This window comes from Modestobacter versicolor (genome assembly GCF_014195485.1).
GTDB classification, from domain to species: Bacteria; Actinomycetota; Actinomycetes; order Mycobacteriales; family Geodermatophilaceae; genus Modestobacter; species Modestobacter versicolor.
On record NZ_JACIBU010000001.1, the window covers coordinates 3,371,798 to 3,389,391 of the forward strand.

General features: G+C 75.2%; 23 protein-coding genes. 15 read left to right on the plus strand and 8 right to left on the minus strand.

Annotated elements, in window-relative coordinates; translation table 11 throughout:
* Positions 1 to 78 precede the first annotated feature (78 nt).
* Both FHX36_RS16430 and FHX36_RS16435 read left to right on the plus strand, forming a co-directional pair.
* Positions 79 to 438 (plus strand): hypothetical protein, encoded by a 360-nt coding sequence (locus FHX36_RS16430; protein WP_110553946.1) that lies wholly within the window; start codon positions 79 to 81, stop codon positions 436 to 438.
* 17 nt (positions 439 to 455) lie between these two features.
* Positions 456 to 659 (plus strand): hypothetical protein, encoded by a 204-nt coding sequence (locus FHX36_RS16435; protein WP_110553945.1) that lies wholly within the window; start codon positions 456 to 458, stop codon positions 657 to 659.
* A gap of 2 nt (positions 660 to 661) precedes the next feature.
* Here the strand turns inward: FHX36_RS16435 and FHX36_RS16440 are convergent, their stop codons facing one another.
* On the minus strand, positions 662 to 1,057 hold the full coding sequence (locus FHX36_RS16440) for a DUF3224 domain-containing protein (RefSeq protein WP_110553944.1): 396 nt from the start codon (positions 1,055 to 1,057) through the stop codon (positions 662 to 664).
* Between the two features lie 63 nt (positions 1,058 to 1,120).
* On the opposite strand from FHX36_RS16440, the gene FHX36_RS16445 reads away from it, so the two are divergent.
* The 3 genes from FHX36_RS16445 to FHX36_RS16455 all read left to right on the plus strand — a co-directional run bounded on the left by FHX36_RS16445 (position 1,121) and on the right by FHX36_RS16455 (position 4,466).
* Complete coding sequence (locus FHX36_RS16445) at positions 1,121 to 2,524, plus strand: bifunctional 3-(3-hydroxy-phenyl)propionate/3-hydroxycinnamic acid hydroxylase (RefSeq protein ID WP_183513908.1); 1,404 nt, start codon at positions 1,121 to 1,123, stop codon at positions 2,522 to 2,524.
* Between the two features lie 116 nt (positions 2,525 to 2,640).
* Positions 2,641 to 3,852, plus strand: coding sequence for a cysteine desulfurase-like protein (locus tag FHX36_RS16450; RefSeq protein ID WP_110554390.1), 1,212 nt, complete (start codon positions 2,641 to 2,643; stop codon positions 3,850 to 3,852).
* A complete protein-coding gene (locus tag FHX36_RS16455) occupies positions 3,849 to 4,466 on the plus strand; it encodes a maleylpyruvate isomerase N-terminal domain-containing protein (RefSeq protein ID WP_183513909.1) in 618 nt (205 codons plus the stop codon). Before FHX36_RS16450 ends, FHX36_RS16455 begins: the two co-directional genes overlap by 4 nt.
* Positions 4,467 to 4,474: 8 nt before the next feature.
* On the opposite strand, the gene FHX36_RS16460 is transcribed toward FHX36_RS16455, so the two are convergent.
* Both FHX36_RS16460 and FHX36_RS16465 read right to left on the minus strand, forming a co-directional pair.
* Positions 4,475 to 4,939, minus strand: a complete 465-nt coding sequence (locus tag FHX36_RS16460; protein ID WP_110552611.1) for an SRPBCC family protein — start codon at positions 4,937 to 4,939, stop codon at positions 4,475 to 4,477.
* Positions 4,940 to 4,948: 9 nt separating this feature from the next.
* Positions 4,949 to 5,305, minus strand: a complete 357-nt coding sequence (locus tag FHX36_RS16465; RefSeq protein ID WP_110552610.1) for a nuclear transport factor 2 family protein — start codon at positions 5,303 to 5,305, stop codon at positions 4,949 to 4,951.
* A gap of 149 nt (positions 5,306 to 5,454) precedes the next feature.
* On the opposite strand from FHX36_RS16465, the gene FHX36_RS16470 reads away from it, so the two are divergent.
* Positions 5,455 to 6,006, plus strand: a complete 552-nt coding sequence (locus FHX36_RS16470) for a hypothetical protein (RefSeq protein WP_110552609.1) — start codon at positions 5,455 to 5,457, stop codon at positions 6,004 to 6,006.
* A gap of 64 nt (positions 6,007 to 6,070) precedes the next feature.
* Here FHX36_RS16470 and FHX36_RS16475 read toward each other — a convergent pair whose 3' ends face one another.
* Positions 6,071 to 6,778 carry a DUF4386 domain-containing protein gene (locus tag FHX36_RS16475; RefSeq protein WP_110552608.1) on the minus strand — a complete coding sequence of 236 codons (708 nt, stop codon included), beginning with the start codon at positions 6,776 to 6,778 and terminating at the stop codon, positions 6,071 to 6,073.
* 88 nt (positions 6,779 to 6,866) lie between these two features.
* Between FHX36_RS16475 and FHX36_RS16480 the strand changes: the two genes are divergently transcribed.
* On the plus strand, positions 6,867 to 7,598 hold the full coding sequence (locus tag FHX36_RS16480) for a TetR/AcrR family transcriptional regulator (RefSeq protein ID WP_110552607.1): 732 nt from the start codon (positions 6,867 to 6,869) through the stop codon (positions 7,596 to 7,598).
* A 155-nt stretch (positions 7,599 to 7,753) separates the two neighbouring features.
* On the opposite strand, the gene FHX36_RS16485 is transcribed toward FHX36_RS16480, so the two are convergent.
* Positions 7,754 to 8,146: a VOC family protein gene (locus tag FHX36_RS16485; protein WP_110552618.1), complete on the minus strand. Its 393-nt coding sequence runs from the start codon at positions 8,144 to 8,146 to the stop codon at positions 7,754 to 7,756.
* Positions 8,147 to 8,199: 53 nt separating this feature from the next.
* Positions 8,200 to 8,793 carry a mycofactocin system transcriptional regulator gene (mftR, locus tag FHX36_RS16490; RefSeq protein ID WP_110552606.1) on the minus strand — a complete coding sequence of 198 codons (594 nt, stop codon included), beginning with the start codon at positions 8,791 to 8,793 and terminating at the stop codon, positions 8,200 to 8,202.
* 164 nt (positions 8,794 to 8,957) lie between these two features.
* Here mftR and mftA point away from each other — a divergent pair, with 164 nt between their 5' ends.
* The 8 genes from mftA to mftE all read left to right on the plus strand — a co-directional run bounded on the left by mftA (position 8,958) and on the right by mftE (position 15,434).
* Complete coding sequence (gene mftA, locus FHX36_RS24005) at positions 8,958 to 9,086, plus strand: mycofactocin precursor MftA (protein ID WP_220035970.1); 129 nt, start codon at positions 8,958 to 8,960, stop codon at positions 9,084 to 9,086.
* A gap of 29 nt (positions 9,087 to 9,115) precedes the next feature.
* Positions 9,116 to 9,460, plus strand: a complete 345-nt coding sequence (gene mftB, locus FHX36_RS16500; RefSeq protein WP_258372777.1) for a mycofactocin biosynthesis chaperone MftB — start codon at positions 9,116 to 9,118, stop codon at positions 9,458 to 9,460.
* Positions 9,457 to 10,689 (plus strand): mycofactocin radical SAM maturase, encoded by a 1,233-nt coding sequence (gene mftC, locus FHX36_RS16505; RefSeq protein WP_181428795.1) that lies wholly within the window; start codon positions 9,457 to 9,459, stop codon positions 10,687 to 10,689. Before mftB ends, mftC begins: the two co-directional genes overlap by 4 nt.
* Positions 10,690 to 10,936: 247 nt before the next feature.
* On the plus strand, positions 10,937 to 11,773 hold the full coding sequence (locus tag FHX36_RS16510; RefSeq protein ID WP_110552605.1) for a mycofactocin-coupled SDR family oxidoreductase: 837 nt from the start codon (positions 10,937 to 10,939) through the stop codon (positions 11,771 to 11,773).
* A complete protein-coding gene (locus FHX36_RS16515) occupies positions 11,773 to 12,609 on the plus strand; it encodes a mycofactocin-coupled SDR family oxidoreductase (protein WP_110552604.1) in 837 nt (278 codons plus the stop codon). Before FHX36_RS16510 ends, FHX36_RS16515 begins: the two co-directional genes overlap by 1 nt.
* 13 nt (positions 12,610 to 12,622) lie before the next feature.
* Positions 12,623 to 13,657 (plus strand): AAA family ATPase, encoded by a 1,035-nt coding sequence (locus FHX36_RS16520; protein ID WP_258372776.1) that lies wholly within the window; start codon positions 12,623 to 12,625, stop codon positions 13,655 to 13,657.
* Between the two features lie 60 nt (positions 13,658 to 13,717).
* On the plus strand, positions 13,718 to 14,650 hold the full coding sequence (locus FHX36_RS16525; RefSeq protein WP_110552613.1) for a vWA domain-containing protein: 933 nt from the start codon (positions 13,718 to 13,720) through the stop codon (positions 14,648 to 14,650).
* Between the two features lie 88 nt (positions 14,651 to 14,738).
* Positions 14,739 to 15,434 (plus strand): mycofactocin biosynthesis peptidyl-dipeptidase MftE, encoded by a 696-nt coding sequence (gene mftE, locus FHX36_RS16530; protein ID WP_183513910.1) that lies wholly within the window; start codon positions 14,739 to 14,741, stop codon positions 15,432 to 15,434.
* 57 nt (positions 15,435 to 15,491) lie between these two features.
* Here mftE and FHX36_RS16535 read toward each other — a convergent pair whose 3' ends face one another.
* Positions 15,492 to 16,496, minus strand: a complete 1,005-nt coding sequence (locus FHX36_RS16535; RefSeq protein WP_110553553.1) for an iron-siderophore ABC transporter substrate-binding protein — start codon at positions 16,494 to 16,496, stop codon at positions 15,492 to 15,494.
* Between the two features lie 35 nt (positions 16,497 to 16,531).
* Positions 16,532 to 17,542 (minus strand): iron-siderophore ABC transporter substrate-binding protein, encoded by a 1,011-nt coding sequence (locus tag FHX36_RS16540; protein WP_220036045.1) that lies wholly within the window; start codon positions 17,540 to 17,542, stop codon positions 16,532 to 16,534.
* Positions 17,543 to 17,594 lie beyond the last annotated feature (52 nt).

A 17,594-nucleotide genomic window follows, 5' to 3' on the forward strand; every position in this document is an offset into this window, starting at 1 on the left:
GGCGGGCCGGGCGGGGCGCTGCTCGGATGGGTCGACCCGGTGGTGCACCGCCCGGCCGGGCCGTGACGAAGGAGTTCCATGCCGTCTCTCACCGCTGCCGTCGGCGCGGCCACCGCCGCGTACTCCGCCGCGCTCGTCGTCTCCCCGCGGATCCTGATCCGGCCGGTCGGGCTGGACGACTCCCCCGGCACCCGAGCGCTGGTCCGGTCCCTCGGCGCCCGGGACGCCGCCCTCGGGCTGGCGATGGTCGCTGCACCGGCCGGCCTGCTCCGCCGGTCCGCCGTCGCGGCGCGCGTGCTCGCGGACTGCACCGACGCCGCCTCCTTCAGGGTCGGGCTGGCCGGTCGCCCGAGCCGGGTGCCGGTCGCGGTGGGTGCTGCGGCCTGGGGTGCCCTGTCGCTGCTGGCCGGGGTCCTGGACGAGCGCGCCGGCCGCTGACCCGTCGGGTCACCGACGTGGCCCTGGTGCCGGTGATGGTCGGCGCGGTGCTCGACCGGGCCCGCGGGGTCGCCCCGGACGCCTGGCGCCGGGCGCTCACCGCCGTCCTCGACGGGTTCCGGCCCGCCGGGGCGGGCGCCCTGCCGGGTGCGCCGCTCACCCCGGACCAGCTCGAGCAGCTCATGGCCGCCGGTGGGCCGCGCCGCGCCCGGCAGGGCTGAGCTCAGCCGGGCAGCACGACGTCCAGCGTGAGCAGTTCGTGCGCGACGGTCCCGGTGCCGGTCAGGCCGGCGAGCTCCCCGGTGCCCGACCCGGCGACCACCCGGGCCCACTGGACCGTCGCCACGCCCTCGCCCATCGAGGCGCCGTGCTCGAGCACGAAGCTGCCGCGGCGCCCGGCGAGGGTGCCGGTGACCCGCTCCTGCGCCACGTACGAGGCGCCCCGCTCGCCCTGGCAGGTGAGCGCGTGCCCGGTGGCGGAGCCGCTGAGCGCCTCGCCGGTGTAGGTCTTGGCCAGCTCCACCCGGCCGGTCGGCGGGGCGCCGGGCTCGCTGGGCGCCGGGTCGGGGACGGCGTCCCAGGTGTCCAGGGTGAACGGGGCGTCGAGGTGCAGCTCCATGGCGGCATGCTGGCCTCCGGCGCCCGCGCGGTCTTGGACATCCGCGACAGGCAGACTCGACCGGTGACCGTCGTGGTGGTGGGGGCCGGGCCGGTCGGCGTGACCGCCGCGCTGCTGCTCGCCCGCCGGGGTCTGGACGTGCTGGTGGTCGACCGGCACCGGGCCGCCTACCCCCAGCCCCGAGCGGTGCACCTGGACGACGAGGCGCTGCGCGTGCTGCAGGCCGCCGGGGTCGCCGACCGGTTCGCCGCGGTCAGCCGGCCGATGGCCGGGCTCCGGCTGCTCGACGGCGCGCACCGCACGCTGGTCGAGTTCCCGCGTGGCGACGGTGCGCACGGGTGGCCGCAGGCGTCGATGTTCAGCCAGCCCGACCTGGAGCGGGTGCTGCGCGAGGCGGTCGCCGCCGAGCCGCGGGTCGAGCTGCGCGGCGGGGTCGAGCTGGTCGGGCTGGCCGACCGGGCCGGACCGGTCCGTCTCACCGTGCGGGACCGGGAGACCGGGGTCGAGGAGGAGCTGCTCGCCGACGCGGTGCTGGGCTGCGACGGCGCGAACAGCACGGTGCGGCGGCTGATCGGGGCCTGGATGCACGACCTGGGCCCGACCGAGCGCTGGCTGGTCGTCGACCTGGTGGCCGCCGTCCCGCTCGACGTCTGGCCCGGCGTGCACCAGGTCTGCGACCCCGAGCGGCCGGCCACGTTCATGCCGGTCGCCGGGTCGCGGTACCGGGCGGAGTTCCGGCTGCGCGACGGCGAGGGAGCCGCCGACCTCGACCTGCCCGCGCAGCTGGCCCGGTTCGGTGCCGCCGGGTGCACGGTCACCCGCGCCGCCGAGTACACCTTCGCCGCCCGGGTGACCGACCGGTGGCGCAGCGGGCGGGTGCTGCTCTGCGGCGACGCCGCCCACCTGACCCCGCCGTTCATCGGCCAGGGGCTGGGCCTGGGGCTGCGCGACGTGCACCAGCTGAGCTGGAAGCTCGCCGCGGTGCTGGCCGGGGCGGACGACGCCCTGCTCGACACCCACCAGGCCGAGCGGGCGCCGCACGCCCGGTCGCTGGTCCGGCTCGCCGTGCTGCTCGGCCGGCTGATGACCGGGGGCGGGGAGCGGGCCGCGCTGGTGCGCCGGGTGGTGCTCACCGGGGTGCGGCGGCTGCCCCGGCTGGCCGCCTTCGCCTCGTCCAGCCGCACCCCTCCGCTGCGGCCGGGGCCGCTGGTCCGGCGCTCGCGCTTCGCCGTCGGCTCCCCGGTGGGCGGGCTGCTGCCGCAGCCGCCGGTCGACCGGCCGGGCCGGCTGGACGACGTCCTCGGGCCGGGCTGGGCGGTGCTGACCACCGGCGGCCCGGTGCCCGCGGACTGGCCGGGCCCGGTGCTGCGGGCCGACCAGCTGGGCTCGCCTTGGCTGGTGCGCTGGCTGGCCGGCCGGTCGGTGCTGGTGCGCCCGGACCGGATCGTCGCCGCCGTCGCGCGGTAGCCGAGCCCCCGCCCTCGGCGATCATGGCGCCGGGACGCCGACGCGCCGGGGTGTCGCCGTCCGGGCGCCATGATCGTCGGGAGGGCGCGCCGAGTCCCCGCTAACGTCAGCCGGCGATGACTCTCGACGTCGCGGCCGTCCGCGCCTCCTTCCCCGCCCTGTCCGCCGGCGCCGCCCACTTCGACGGCCCGGGCGGCTCGCAGACACCCAGCGAGGTGGCCCAGGCGATGGCCGCGGTGCTGCTCGCGCCGATCGCCAACCGCGGGTCGGTCACCGAGGCCGAGCGCAACGCCGACGCCGTCGTCGTCGCCGCCCGGCAGGCCGTCGCGGACCTCACCGGCGGCGACCCGGGCGGGGTGGTGTTCGGCCGCAGCGCCACGGCGCTGACCTACGAGCTGTCCCGGGTGCTCTCGGCCGGCTGGGGGCCGGGCGACGAGGTGGTGGTCACCCGGCTCGACCACGACGCGAACATCCGCCCCTGGGTGCAGGCGGCCGAGGCGCGCGGCGCGACGGTGCGCTGGGCCGACTTCGACCCCGCGACCGGCGAGCTGGAGCCGGCCGTGGTCGGGGCGCTGCTGTCGCCGAGCACCCGGCTGGTCGCCGTCACCGGCGCCTCCAACCTGATCGGCACCCGGCCCGACGTCGCCGCGATCACCGCGCTGGCGCACCAGGCCGGAGCGCTGACCTGGGTCGACGGCGTGCACCTCACCGCGCACGCGCCGGTCGACGTCGCGGCGCTGGGCGCGGACTTCTACGTCTGCTCGCCCTACAAGTTCCTCGGCCCGCACTGCGGCTGCCTCGTCGCCGCGCCGGCCCTGCTGGAGACGCTGCACCCGGACAAGCTGCTGCCCTCGACGAACGCCGTCCCGGAGCGGTTCGAGCTGGGCACCCTGCCCTACGAGCAGCTCGCCGGCACCACCGCGGCGATCGACTTCCTGGCCGGCATCGCCGGGCCCGAGGGCGACCGGCGGACCCGGGTGACCGCCTCGATGGCCGCGCTGGAGGAGCACGAGGACCGGCTGCGCCAGCGGATCGAGGAGGGGCTGCGCGGCCTGCCCGGCGTCACCCTGTGGTCGCGGGCCGCCCGGCGCACGCCCACGCTGCTGCTCACCCTGGACGGGCGGGACGCCGCCGACGCCCACCGCTTCCTGGCGCAGCGCGGGGTCAACGCCCCGGCCGGCTCCTTCTACGCGCTCGAGGCCTCCCGGCACCTGGGGCTGGGCGACACCGGCGGCCTGCGGGTCGGGCTCGCCCCGTACAACGACGACACCGACGTCGACCGGCTGCTCGCCGGGCTGGCCGAGTTCCTGGGGCATCGACGGCCGTGACCGAGTGGGCCTGGGAGGAGTCCCGCCGGGCGTACGCCGACGCCGCCGGCTGGTTCGTGGGCACGGTCCGGGCCGTCGGTGACCGCTGGAGCGCCCCGGGGCTGGGCGAGTGGGACGTCCGGGCACTCGTCGGCCACACCGGCCGGGCGCTGCTCACGGTCGAGACCTACCTCGCGCGCCCGGCGTCCGAGGTGGCCGTCGGCTCCGCCGCCGAGTACTACCGGGCCACCCGGGCAGCCGCGGCCGACCCCGCGGTCACCGCGCGGGGCCGCGAGGCGGGGGTGGCGCTGGGAGGCGACCCGGCCGCGGCCGTCGCCGAGACCGCCGGACGGGTGCTGCGGCTCGTCGAGGGGTGCGACGGCTCGGAGCTGGTCAGCACCCTCGGCGGTGGCATGCGGCTGGCCGACTACCTGCCCACCCGCACCTTCGAGCTGGCCGTGCACACCGCCGACCTCGCCACCGCGCTCGGGCTGCCCGCCGACGTCCCGCCGACCACCGCCGCGCAGGCGCTCGGCCTGGTGGGCGACCTCGCGGTCGCGGGGGGCCTGGCCGGGGCGCTGCTGCTCGCCGCGACCGGCCGGGCCCCGCTGCCTCCGAGGTGGTCCGTGCTCTGACGAGGGCCTCAGCCGGCCTCGGCGATCCGCTTGATCGCCGCCAGCGTCGCCGGGATGCCCTCGCGGGCAGCCCGGGTCCGGTCGGCGACCTGGGCCTCGGCCTGGTCGCCGTAGCGCTCCCGGAAGACGTCGTGCCCGGCCGGGAGGAACTCCCAGCTCTCGGTCAGCCGGGTGCCGCCGGGCACCGGCTCCAGCGTGTAGCCCCACCGGACGACGCCCGCGCCGACCTGCCAGGCGAACTCGCGGCCGCGCTCGGCGGCCACCACCTGGCTACGGGTCTCCCAGGTGCGCGCCGGCGTCTCGTTGCGCCCGGTGAACCAGTCGCCGACCTGCCCCGACGCGCCCTCGTCCCACCAGCACGCCCGGCACACCGGGCTCCACTCGCCGGTGCGCGGCACGTCCGACACCAGGTCGTACAGCTCCTCCGGAGTCACCCGGACGACGATCGAGTCGGAGTGCGTGCGACTGCCCATGCAGAAGTCCTACCGCGTCGGGTCCAGCTCGACCGCGTAGGACGTGATCTCGGTCAGCACCCCGTCGGCGAAGCCGTAGACGTCGCACGAGGAGACGACGCTGACCTCGCCGTCCGTGGCGACGTACCGGGCGATGACGTCCACCGCGGCCGCGTCCCCGTCGGCGATAACGACGAACCGGGAGAACTCCACCGCCGTGCCGACCAGCTCGGCACGGGTGGCCTCGCAGGCGTCGACGACCGCCTGCCGGCCGGTGAGCGTCCCCTGCCCGGCGGTGGTCCACCGCACGTCAGGGGCGAGCGCCGGGTAGGCGTCCTCGAAGCGGTGGCCGGAGAAGGCCTCGGCGGTCTCTCGGGGGGTGAGCATGACGGGGTCCTCTCGCCGGCGGTGGCTCTCGGTGGAGCAAGGACCGACCGCCGGCTCGCTCCTCATCGCCGACGGAGCAGAAAGGAAGCGTGCGACGGAAACCGACGGGTACCGGAGGTCCAACGACCCCCGACCGCAGGAGCTCACTCATGGCCCGCAACACCGTCTCCCGTTCCCTCCACGACGTCGGCCTCGCCGCCTGGTTCGGTGGCACGCTCGCCAACGCCGTCTCCCTCAACGCAGCCGCGTCCGAGGCCGGCAGCGACAAGGCCACCGGCGCGGTGGCCAACGCCGGCTGGGACCGGTGGACGCCGGTCAACGCCGCCGCCATCGGTGCCCACCTGATCGGCAGCGTCGGCCAGCTCGGCGCCAACAAGGACCGCGTCGCCCAGCAGCAGGGTGTCGGTGCCATGTCGGCGGCCAAGACCGTGCTGACCGCGGCGGCCCTCGGCGTGACGGCGTACTCCCGGGTGCTCGGCAAGATCGTCTCCCAGGCCGGCGCCACCCCGTCGAAGCGGGGCACCAAGCCCTCGAAGCGCGCGCGGGCCGACATCGCCGCGGCCCAGACGCGGCTGGACCAGCTGCAGTGGGTCATCCCGGCGATCACCGGGACGCTCGTCGTGATCAGCTCCTACGCCGGCGAGCAGCAGCGCCCCGGCGAGGTGCTGCGCGGCACCACCGAGAAGAGCTCCACCGTCTGACCGGCAGGGACCGGACGTGGGGGTCGGGGCCTGCGGTGCGCAGGCCCCACGTCCGGTCCCCGGGTCAGCTGAACGCCGGCTGCCGGGGCGGCTGCGGCACCTCCGCCGGCCGGAACCCCTTGACGATCAGCCAGCCGGCCAGCGCCATCTCCCACGCGGCCACCGGCACCGCGGCCAGCCCGCCGAGCGCGGAGAGCTGCTCGTACGCGCCGAACAGCACGGCCGTCGACGAGGCGAAGACCAGCGGCCCGCCGACCAGCCCCAGGACGGCGATGGGCCGGGGCACCAGGCGGGACCGGTACACGAGCACCGCCAGCAGCAGGCTGTTCACCCCGATGACCAGGCCGGGGCCGACGAGGAACGTCCAGTCGTGCACGGCGACCAGCGCCCGCGCGGCGGTCACCAGCGCGTCGGCGTCCGCACCCGAGCCCGCCGCGGCGTCCTGGCGCAGGGTGACGACGGCCAGCAGGCTGACGATGCCCACCGCGATCACCGCGGCCTCCAGCGTGCGGCCGGCGGCATAGCCCAGGGCGAGGCCCGGCCCGTGCTCCCGGAGCACCGGGTACAGCGCCACGCCGGTGCCGATGACGCTCGCGACCAGCACGGCCTCGAAGAAGCCGCCCAGCAGGACCCGGGTGTCCGCACCGCCACCCAGGACGTACCCCGGGTCGTCGAGCACCGGCGCGTACAGCGCCAGGCCGATCACCGCAGCCACCGCGGCGACCACGAAGAACACCCCCGTGACCACTGCCGTCGTCCTCGTCGAGCGCATGACCGTCCACCTCTCCCACCGAGGTGTACGGCGTACACCTGTGGCCGAGGACGGTAGGTGTACGGTGTACACCTGTCAAGGAGGGACGATGACCGAGCGCGGACGACGGGTGCCGCTGAACCGCGACCGGGTGCTGCAGGCCGCGGTCGCCCTGGCCGACCAGGTGGGCGTCGAGGCGCTCAGCATGCGGCGGCTGGCCCAGGAGCTGGGCGTCGTCCCGATGGCGCTGTACAAGCACGTCGCGAGCAAGGACGAGCTGCTCGACGGGATGGTCGACGCCGTCCTGGGCGAGGTCGAGCCGGTCGACCCGGCGCTGGACTGGCAGGACGCCGTCCGCCGGCGCGTGCTGTCCGCCCGCCGCGCGGTCCTCCGGCACCCGTGGGCCCGCCGGGCGATCGAGTCGCGCACCCGCCGGACGCCCACCGTGCTGGGCTACATGGACGCGCTGGCCGGCGAGTTCCGGGCCGGCGGGTTCTCCGTGGACCTGACCCACCACGTCATGCACGCGCTGGGCAACCGGATGTGGGGGTTCAGCCCCGAGCTGTTCGAGGAGCCGCCGCGCGAGGACCCGGCGCCGGCCGACCCGGCGGAGCAGGAGGCGGTGGTGCGCGCCTTCGGGCAGCGGTACCCGCACGTCCTGGAGATCGCGACGGCCGCGACCGGGGGCGACCTCGGCCGGGTCGGCGAGGGGTGCGACGAGCAGTTCGAGTTCGAGTTCGCCCTCGACCTGCTGCTGGACGGCTTCGGCCGGCTCCAGCGGCAGGGGTGGGCGTCACGGGCTCAGCGCAGCGGCGCGACCAGCCCGGGGGCGTCTGCCTGACCCGGGAGCAGGTCGGCGAGGGTGAGCAGGGCGAAGAACGCGACGAGGACGACGACGGTGAGCACGGGGCACCTCCGGGTTGGGCGTGACCCCACCGTCGTCCCGGCGTCTGGACGCGGGCCGGGTCGTCGCTGTGAGCCTGCTGCGAGGGCGGCTCAGCCGGTGGCGGCGCGCTCGGCGTCGCTGCGCAGGAGGCAGAACTCGTTGCCCTCCGGGTCGGCGAGCACCACCCACCCGGTGCCGTCGGGACGGCGGAGGTCGTCGACCACCTGCGCCGCCAGTGCCAGCAGCCGCGCCAGCTCCTCGTCCCGGGTGCCCTCGGCGGGGACCAGGTCCAGGTGCAGCCGGTTCTTCACCGTCTTGGCCTCGGGCACCTCGATGAACAGCAGCCGCTGGTCGCCGGTGGGCGCGAGCAGCAGGCACTCCTCGTGGCCGGGCTCGTTCGGGTCGTCGGGGTCCTCGGCGTAGCCCAGCACCGCGGCCCACCACACCGACTGGGCGTGGGCGTCGCGGCTGTCCACGGTGGTCTGCCAGACCCGGGCCGTCATCCGGTCAGCCTCACCGCGCGCCGGCCGGGTGTCCACGGGTTTCCGCGGGGCGGTCAGCGCAGCGAGGGGAACCCGCCGGCCAGCTCGTCGAAGGCCTGGTGCAGCGCGGCCCCGAGGGTGATCCGGCCGTCGGCGAGCCACACCTCGAACGCGGTCGTGGCCGCCGCGCGGGTGCTGATCGCCACCAGCCGGGGCACCAGCGCGTCGGGCTGCACCCCCGTCCGCCGGGCCACGTGCGCGGCGACCACCCGGTCGACGGCGGCGTAGCGCACCTGCGAGTGCGCCTGCAGCGCCGGCTCGGTGAGGATCAGCCGCATCCGCTGCCGGAGCATCGGCAGGTCGGCCTCGGCGTAGTCGTTGACCTCCACGTAGGCGGCGCAGATGGAGGCGAGCACCGACTGGTCGCCCGCGGTGGCGGCCAGCATCGCCTCCAGCCGGAGCACGTGGCTGTCGAAGTCGCCCCAGACGGCGTCGGCCTTGCCGGTCACGTGGCGGAAGAACGTGCGCCGGCTGATGCCCGCGGCATCGGCGATCTCGTCGGTGGTCACCCGCTCGAAGCCGTGCTCGGTGAACAGGCCGAGGGCGGCGGCCTCGATCCGGGTGCGGGTGTCCTCGCGTGCCTCGGGGGAGACCACGGTCTGGGTCATGCCCCCATCCTGCCCTGCCCCGGGGGCATCCGGACCGGGATCGGCCGTCGACACCACCCGTCCTCGGGGTGTCCGGACCGGACGTGCGCAGCAGGGCTTGCCCGTGGCACTGAGTGCCACTAGCGTCCGGGTCGTTCCGTGACCCAGCTCACCCCGGAGGAAGCGTGCCCGAGACGACGCAGGACGAGGTCCAGGCCCCGGCGATCACGGAGGCCCCGGCCACCGAGGAGGCCCTCGTCGAGGAGTCCCTCGTGGAGGAGGTCTCCATCGACGGCATGTGCGGGGTGTACTGATCGACGCCCCGTCGATGGACCAGGCGCTCGTGACCGACTCCCCGGCCGGCAGCACGCCGGTCGCGGGGTCGGTCACCGTCCCCGCTGACGAGGCGCCCTTCGACCCGGGCGTCGGCTGGCGGAAGTCCCGCTCGGTCGCCCTGCGCCCCGAGCCGTTCGGCGCGCTGGTCTACCACTTCGGGAACCGCAAGCTGTCCTTCCTGAAGTCGATGCCGCTCGTCGCCGTCGTCAAGGCGCTCGAGGAGCACCCCGACGTCCCCAGCACCCTGGCCGCCTGCGACGTGCCCGCGTCGCAGCACCGTGCCTACGTGACCGCGCTGGCCACCCTCGCGCGCTCGCAGATGATCGAACGCCGCCCCGAGGAGTCCGCGTGACCGCAGTGCTGCCGTCCCGTCCCACCACCCAGCGCCCCACCGGTGGGCGGCTGATCGACCAGTTCGAGTACGGCCTGGACGCCCCCATCTGCCTGACCTGGGAGCTCACCTACGCCTGCAACCTGGCGTGCGTGCACTGCCTGTCCTCCTCCGGGCGGCGCGACCCGCGGGAGCTGTCCACCGCCGAGGCCGAGGCGGTCATCGACGAGCTGCAGCGGATGCAGGTCTTCTACGTCAACGTCGGCGGCGGCGAGCCCACCGTCCGCCCGGACTTCTGGCACCTGCTCGACTACGCCGTCGGCCACGACGTCGGCGTCAAGTTCTCCACGAACGGCATCAAGCTGGACAAGACCCGCGCCGCGCAGCTGGCCGCCACCGACTACGTCGACGTGCAGATCTCCCTGGACGGCGCCACGGCCGAGGTCAACGACGCCGTCCGCGGCACCGGCTCCTTCGCCACCGCCACCCGCGCGCTGGAGAACCTGGCCGAGGCCGGGATGAAGGACTTCAAGGTCTCCGTCGTCGTCACCCGGGAGAACGTCTCGCAGCTCGACGACTTCAAGGCGCTCACCGACCGCTACGGCGCCCAGCTGCGGATCACCCGGTTCCGCCCGTCCGGCCGCGGCGCCGACGTCTGGGACCAGCTGCACCCGACCCAGGCCCAGCAGCGGGAGCTGTACCAGTGGCTGCTGGCCAACGGCGACAACGTGCTCACCGGCGACTCGTTCTTCCACCTCTCCGCGTTCGGTGAGGCGCTGCCCGGGCTGAACCTCTGCGGTGCCGGCCGGGTCGTGTGCCTGATCGACCCGGTGGGCGACGTCTACGCCTGCCCGTTCGCCATCCACGAGAACTTCCTGGCCGGCAACGTGCGCTCGCCCGGTGGCTTCCAGCAGGTGTGGCAGCACAGCGAGCTGTTCGCCGACCTGCGCAACCCGCAGACCGGTGGCGCCTGCACCAAGTGCCAGCACTTCGACTCCTGCCGCGGTGGCTGCATGGCGGCCAAGTTCTTCACCGGCCTGCCGCTGGACGGCCCGGACCCGGAGTGCGTGCAGGGCTACGGCGAGACGGCGCTGGCCGCCCGCGACCAGGCGGCGGTCATGCCCAAGAGCCACCTCGACCACAGCCACAAGGGTCCGGTCCGCGGCCAGCCCACGCTGCTGGGCATGCCGGCCGTCCCGCCGGCGAAGATCTGCGACGAGTCCCCGCTGGCCGGCCTGCAGCTCGGCTGACCGCACGTCCACCGGCGCGACCAGGGAGGGGAGCACGTGACCGTCGTCGACTGCCGCCGACCGCTCCCCGCCCTGGCCTCCCTCCAGCTCTCCCGTCCCTGGTACCTGCGCGGCCCGGCGGCCTGGCACCCGCGAACCGGGCGGCCGGCGGCCGCCGCCCCGACCGGGGCCCGAGCGGTCTGACCCCCGGGGTCCGACCGCGTCCAGGTACGTCCACAGCGGGGGACCACAGGAGAGGAACAGCACCATGGGCAAGCTCGAGGGCAAGGTCGCCTTCATCACCGGTGCGGCGCGCGGTCAGGGCCGCAGCCACGCCGTCCGGCTGGCGCAGGAGGGCGCCGACGTCATCGCCGTCGACCTGCTCGACCAGGTCGGGTCGGTGGGGTACCCGCTGGCCACGCAGGAGGACATGGACGAGACCGTCCGGCTGGTCGAGGCGCTCGACCGGCGGATCGTCGCCAGCAGGGCCGACGTCCGGGACACCGCCGCGCTGAAGGCCGCCGTCGACGAGGGGGTCGCCCAGCTGGGTCGGCTCGACATCGTGCTGGCCAACGCCGGCATCGCCAGCTTCGCCCCGGTCGAGGACCTCACCGACGAGCTGTGGGACGACATGATCGCCATCAACCTCACCGGCGTGTTCAAGACGGTGCGGGCCGCCGTCCCGCACCTGCGGGCCGGTGGCAACGGCGGGGCGATCGTGATCACCAGCTCCACCGCCGGCATCAAGGGCATGGCCAACCTGGCCCACTACGTCGCCGCGAAGCACGGCGTCGTCGGGCTGATGAAGACGCTGGCCAACGAACTGGCGCCGGACATGATCCGGGTGAACACGGTGCACCCGACGTCGGTGGACACGATGATGATCCACAACGACCAGACCTACGGGGTCTTCCGGCCGGACAAGCCGGCCTCGGAGATCACCCGCGAGGACGTCGGCGAGGCCTTCCAGGGGCTGAACGCGCTGCCGGTCCAGTGGGTCGACCCGGTCGACATCAGCAACGCGATCCTGTTCCTGGTCAGCGACGACGGCCGGTACGTCACCGGCGTGCAGCTGCCCGTCGACGCGGGCTCGGTGATCAAGTGATGGCCGGTCGCGTCGAGGGCAAGGTCGCGTTCATCACCGGTGCCGCCCGCAGCCAGGGCCGCAGCCACGCGCTGCGGCTGGCCCAGGAGGGCGCGGACATCATCGCCGTCGACATCGCCGGCCCGGTGGAGTCGATCCAGATGTACCCGCCGGCCACCGACGAGGACCTCGCGGAGACGGTGCGCCAGGTCGAGGCGCTGGACCGGCGGATCGTCGCCACGAAGGCCGACGTCCGGGACACCGCGGCGCTCCGGGCGGCGGTGGACGACGGCGTCGCCCAGCTCGGCCGGCTGGACATCGTGCTGGCCAACGCCGGGGTCTTCGAGATCCAGCCGGCGCTGGAGGTCACCGACGACGCGTGGCGCGAGATGATCGACATCAACCTCACCGGCGTCTGGAACACCTGCAAGGTGGCCCTGCCACACCTGATCGAGGGCGGCCGGGGCGGGGCGATCGTGCTCACCAGCTCCACGGCGGGCCTCAAGGGGACGCCGAACACGATCCACTACACCGCCGCCAAGCACGGCGTCGTCGGGATCATGCGGACGCTGGCCAACGAGTTCGCCGCGCACTCGATCAGGGTCAACTCGGTGCACCCGACCGGGGTGGACACCGTGATGATCCAGAACGAGAAGACCTGGGGGCTGTTCGCGCCGGACGACCCGGCGCCCAGCCGGGAGAAGGCGGAGCCCATCTTCCAGTCGACGAACGCGCTGCCCGTGCCGTGGGTGGAGCCGGTCGACATCTCCAACGCGATCCTGTTCCTGGTCTCCGACGAGGCCCGCTACATCACCGGCGTGACCCTCCCGGTCGACGCCGGCTACACCGTCAAGTAGGCCGAGGCGCCCGGTGCCGGCTCCGGCACCGGGCGCCCCGATCGAGGAGTGCGCCATCAGCCAGGACGACGTCCGCGACAGCGACCCGCTGGTCACCGGCAGCCGGGTCACCGGCGACGACGGGGCCTCCGTGCGCGCCGTCCGCGGCCGGGTGGCCCGCCACCTGGTGGGCCGGGCCCGCGAGCTGGACCTGCTGCTGGCCGCGGTCGCCGCCGGCCGCGACGTCCTGCTCGAGGGGCCGCCGGGCACCTCGAAGTCGACCCTGCTGCGCTCGATCACCGCCGAGTGGGGCATCCCGCTGGTGTTCGTCGAGGGCAACGCCGACCTCACCCCCACCCGGCTGGTCGGTCACCACGACCCGGCCCGGGTGCTGCGCGAGGACTACTCGCCGGGCAACTTCGTCCCCGGTCCGCTGGTCGAGGCGATGCGCACCGGCGGCTTCCTCTACGTCGAGGAGTTCAACCGCGCGCCCGAGGACACCCTGAACACCCTGCTCACCGCGATGGCCGAGCGCCGGATGGCCATCCCCCGGGTCGGTGTGGTCGAGGCGCTGCCCAGCTTCCGGGTGATCGCCTCGATGAACCCCTACGACAACGTCGGCACCACCCGGCTGTCGACCTCGGTGCACGACCGGCTGTGCCGGCTGGCCATCGGCTACCAGGACGCCGAGGCCGAACGCGGCATCGTCGGCCGGCGCACCGGCGTGGAGTCACCGCGGCTGGTCGCCGACGCGGTGGCCCTCACCCGGGCCACCCGGGAGCGGGACGACGTCCGGCAGGGCAGCAGCGTCCGCGGTGCGATCGACACCGCCCTGGTGGCCGCCCAGCTGGCCGCCATGCGCGGGGTGCCGCTGCCCGACGAGCCGTCGGTCGCCCCGCCGCGCGGGCTGCCGGAGGAGTACACCGACGTCGTCCTGGACGCCGTCCTGCTGGCGCTGTCCGGCCGGATCTTCCTGGACGAGACGCTCGAGTCCACCCCCGAGGCGGTCCTCCGGCAGATCTGGGAGGACCACTTCCTGCTCCAGCCGGCGGCGGCCGAGCCGGGTTGAAGAGCCGTCGAGGCGGACTCGCCGGTCACCCGGCGGGACCGCCCGGGCGCCGTGCGGGGCATGCGCCCGCTGCGCCGCCGGCCCAAGCAGCTCACCGAGCAGCCGTCGCTCTACGAGCCCGCGCGCGGCGGGGGTGGGCTGGCGCTCTCCTCCGGTGACCGGCGGCGCGCCCGCGCGGCGGCGACCCGGGCCGGCGGCACGGCGTCCGGCACCACGGACGAGCCGGCCGACCTCGTCCCGCTGGCCGACCTCGCCACTGGGAGCGCGGCCGACCAGCTCACCCGGGCCCGCGCCCGGCAGATCGCCCGCCGGCTGGCGGTGCCGCGTCCGCAGCGCGACCGGCGGTCGCGGCGCGGGGCCGGTGAGCTGACCAGCACGCCGTGGAGCGGCGGGTCCGACGAGCTCGACCTGGAGCGGACCCTGGAGGCGATCGCCGGGGAGCCGTACCCTCAGGCGACCGACGTCGTCGTGCGCGAGCGGGTCCGGCAGCGGCGATCGGTGGTGCTGGTCGTCGACGTGTCCGGGTCGATGCGCGGTGAGCGGGTGCGCACCGCGGCCGCCACGGTCGGCGCGCTGGCCGGGGAGCTGGCCCGCGACCGGCTGGCCGTCGTCGCCTTCTGGTCCGACGCCGCCGTCCTGGTGCGGATGGGCGAGCAGGTGGCGCCGCTGGCCGTGCTGGACCTGCTGCTCCGGGTGCCCACCCAGGGGCTGACCAACGTGACCTTCGCCCTGGAGACGGCGGCGCGGCAGCTGGCCGGCGTCCCGGCCCGGGACGCCCGGGTGCTGCTGCTGTCCGACTGCGTGCACAACGCCGGGCCCGACCCGCGGCTGACCGCGGCCCGGTTGCCCCGGCTGGACGTGCTGCTGGACACCTCCGGCGAGGACGACGTCGAGCTCGGCCGCGACCTGGCCCGGGCCGGCCGCGGGCGGCTGCGGCTGGTGCGCGACCACCGCGACGTGGCGGCCGCGCTCAGCGCCGTCTTCGCCGGCTGAGGGTCAGCGCAGGTCGACCTCCTCGTTCTCGCTGCCGTCGTGGGCCGTGCACCGGCGGGCGGCACCCCGTCTGGCAGGGTCCCCGGGCGTGAGGTTGACCGACGCCACCTGGCCCGAGCTCGAGGGACGGGCGCCGCTGGTCGTCGTCCCGCTCGGCTCTGTCGAGCAGCACGGCCGGCACCTGCCGCTGACCACCGACACGGTGGTCGCCCAGGTGGTCGCCGAGGACGCCGTCGGCCGGCTGGACGGCGCGGTGCTCGCCCCGGCCCTGGCGTACGGCGCCAGCGGTGAGCACGAGGACTTCCCCGGCACCATCTCGATCGGCACCGAGGCGCTGACCGCGCTGCTGGTGGAGTACGGGCGGTCGGTCGGCCGCTGGGCCGGCCGGCTGCTGGTGGTCAACGGGCACGGCGGCAACATCGAGGCGCTGCGCACCGCGGTGCCCCGGCTGCGCGCCGAGGGGCGGGACGTCGCCTGGTTCCCGTGCGGGGTGCCGGGCGCCGACGCGCACGCCGGGCGCACCGAGACGTCGATGGTGTTGCACGTGGAACCAGCAGCCGTGCGCGAGGCGCTGGCGGCGGCCGGCGACACGACCCCGATCGGCCAGCTGCTGCCTCGCCTGCGGGCCGAGGGGGTGCGGGCGGTCAGCCCGGACGGCGTCCTCGGCGACCCGGCCGGCGCCTCCGCGGCGGAGGGGGCGGCCCTGCTGGCCGACCTCGGTGCCCGGCTGGTCGCCGCGGCCGGGGCCTGGGACGTCGACGCCGCCGGGCGGTTGCTGCCCTGAGGCAGCCCGCCCGGCGGCGCCGGGTGGTGCGTCGGCCGGGCGTGCCGGCCGGGGAGGTCAGCCGAGCGCGTCGGCGAACAGCGGGACGGCGTTCTCCAGGGCGTACTGGATGCCCTGCGGGGTGCCGATCGAGAACGCGCTGACCAGGGTCTCGTCCTCCAGCACGATCCCGTGGCCGGCCTGCACCGAGGGGATCGCCTGCCACAGCGGGTTGCTGGTGATCTCGCTGGCCTGGACGAAGATCGGGAAGGCGACCGTGAGGCCGGCGTCCAGCAGCGGCAGCTGCTCCTCGCTCACCGAGACGAAGAAGCTGTCGGTGGCCAGCTCCTGGATCGCGGGCTTCAGGGTGAAGCCGAGCTGCTCCATGAAGTCGACCCGGGCGTCACCGCGGACGTAGGCGCCGAAGCCCTCGGAGCTGTAGGCGGCCACGGCCACCTCGGTGCCCTCGAACGCCGGGTTCGCCGCGGCGGCGTCGGCGAAGGCCTGGTCGATCTCGGCCTGCAGGTCGGCGGCCTCGTCGGCCTTGCCCAGCGCCTGGCCGATCATCTCCAGCTGCTGCGCCGACCCGGTCAGGTACGGGTCGGCACCCTCGGGCTGGGCGATGGTCGGCGCGATGGCGCTGAGGGTGTCGTAGCGCTCCTGGGTGGCCGGCGACTTGGTGTCCAGGATCAGGTCGGGCTCCAGCGCGGCGATCGCCTCGTAGCTGGGCTCCAGGGTCTCGATGATCTCCGGCGCCTCGTCGTAGAGGCCCTCGGCCCACGGGCCGACGCCCTCGCCGCCGAAGGCGAGCCAGTCGCTGGCGCCGACCGGCTGGACGCCGAGGGCGAGCGCGGTCTCGGCGTCGCCCCAGCCGAGGGCGACCACCCGCACGGGCTCCTCCTCGACGGTGACGTCGCCGAAGGCGGTGGGCACGGTGACCGGGAAGGCGTCCGACGAGGCGCCGGAGGCCTCCCCGCCGCCACCGCTGCCGGCGGCGTCGTCGTCGGCGTCGGAGCCGCAGCTGGTGATCACGAGCGCGGCCGCGAGGAGGGCGGCGCCGCGGAGGGCGGGACGGGTGCGCATGGAGGACTCCTGGTCGGTTCTGGTGGGGGAGGGGGTCAGGCGGCCGCGGAGAGCGCGGTCAGGTACTCGTCCAGGCCCCAGGTCATCGAGAGCACGGTGGGCGGGGAGACGGCGGCGATCAGCTCGTCGCCGACCAGCACCGCGTGGTGGCCGGTGGCGACCTGCGGCATCGTCTGCGCGTACGGCTGGGCGGCGAAGGCGTCCGCCTCCTCCTGCGTGGAGGCGTAGCTGAGCAGGACGTCGCTGGTCAGCCCAGCGACCTGCTCGTAGCTCAGCGTGTAGTAGAAGGTCGACTCCCCGGTGGACAGCTGCTCGACGCTCGGCGCCACCTCCAGGCCCAGGTCGGTCAGGAACTCGACGCGGGGGTCGGCGGCCTCGTAGACGTAGAAGGTGCCGGCGGTGTCCCAGACGGCGGCGACGGTCTTCCCCTGCAGCTCGGGGTGCTCGGCGGCGGCGTCGGCGATCGTCTGCTCGGTGTCGGCGACCAGCTCCGCGGCCTCCTGCTCCTTGCCCAGCGCCTGGCCGACGGTGGTGACGACGTCGCGCCACGGGGTGGTCCACGCCTCGCCCGGGTAGGCCACGACCGGGGCGATCTGCGACAGCGTCTCGTAGTCCTCGGCGGTGATGCCCGAGTAGTTGGCCAGGATCACGTCCGGGTCGGCGGCGGCGATCGCCTCGAAGGGCACCTCGTCGCCCTCGGGGAGGACGGTCGGGGTCTCGACGCCCAGCTCGTCGAGCTCCTCGGCGATCCAGGGCAGCAGCCCCTCGTCGTCGCCGCCGTAGGCCTGGAACGGGATGGCGACCGGGACGACGCCGAGCGCGAGCGCGGCGTCGGTGCTGCCGAAGCCCCAGGTGACGACCTTCTCCGGCTCCTGCTCGATGGTCGTCTCGCCGAAGGTGTGCTCGATGGTCACCGGGAAGGCGTCGGACGAGCCGCCGGACGTCGCGGCGTCCGCGGTGTCCCCGTCGGGGTCCGAGCCGCAGCTGGTGATCACCAGCGCAGTGGCCAGCAGGGCGGCGCCACGCAGGGCAGGGCGGTACGGCACGTCAGCACTCCTCGGTCGGTCAGGTGAGGCTCACCTAACCATTGCGAGATCA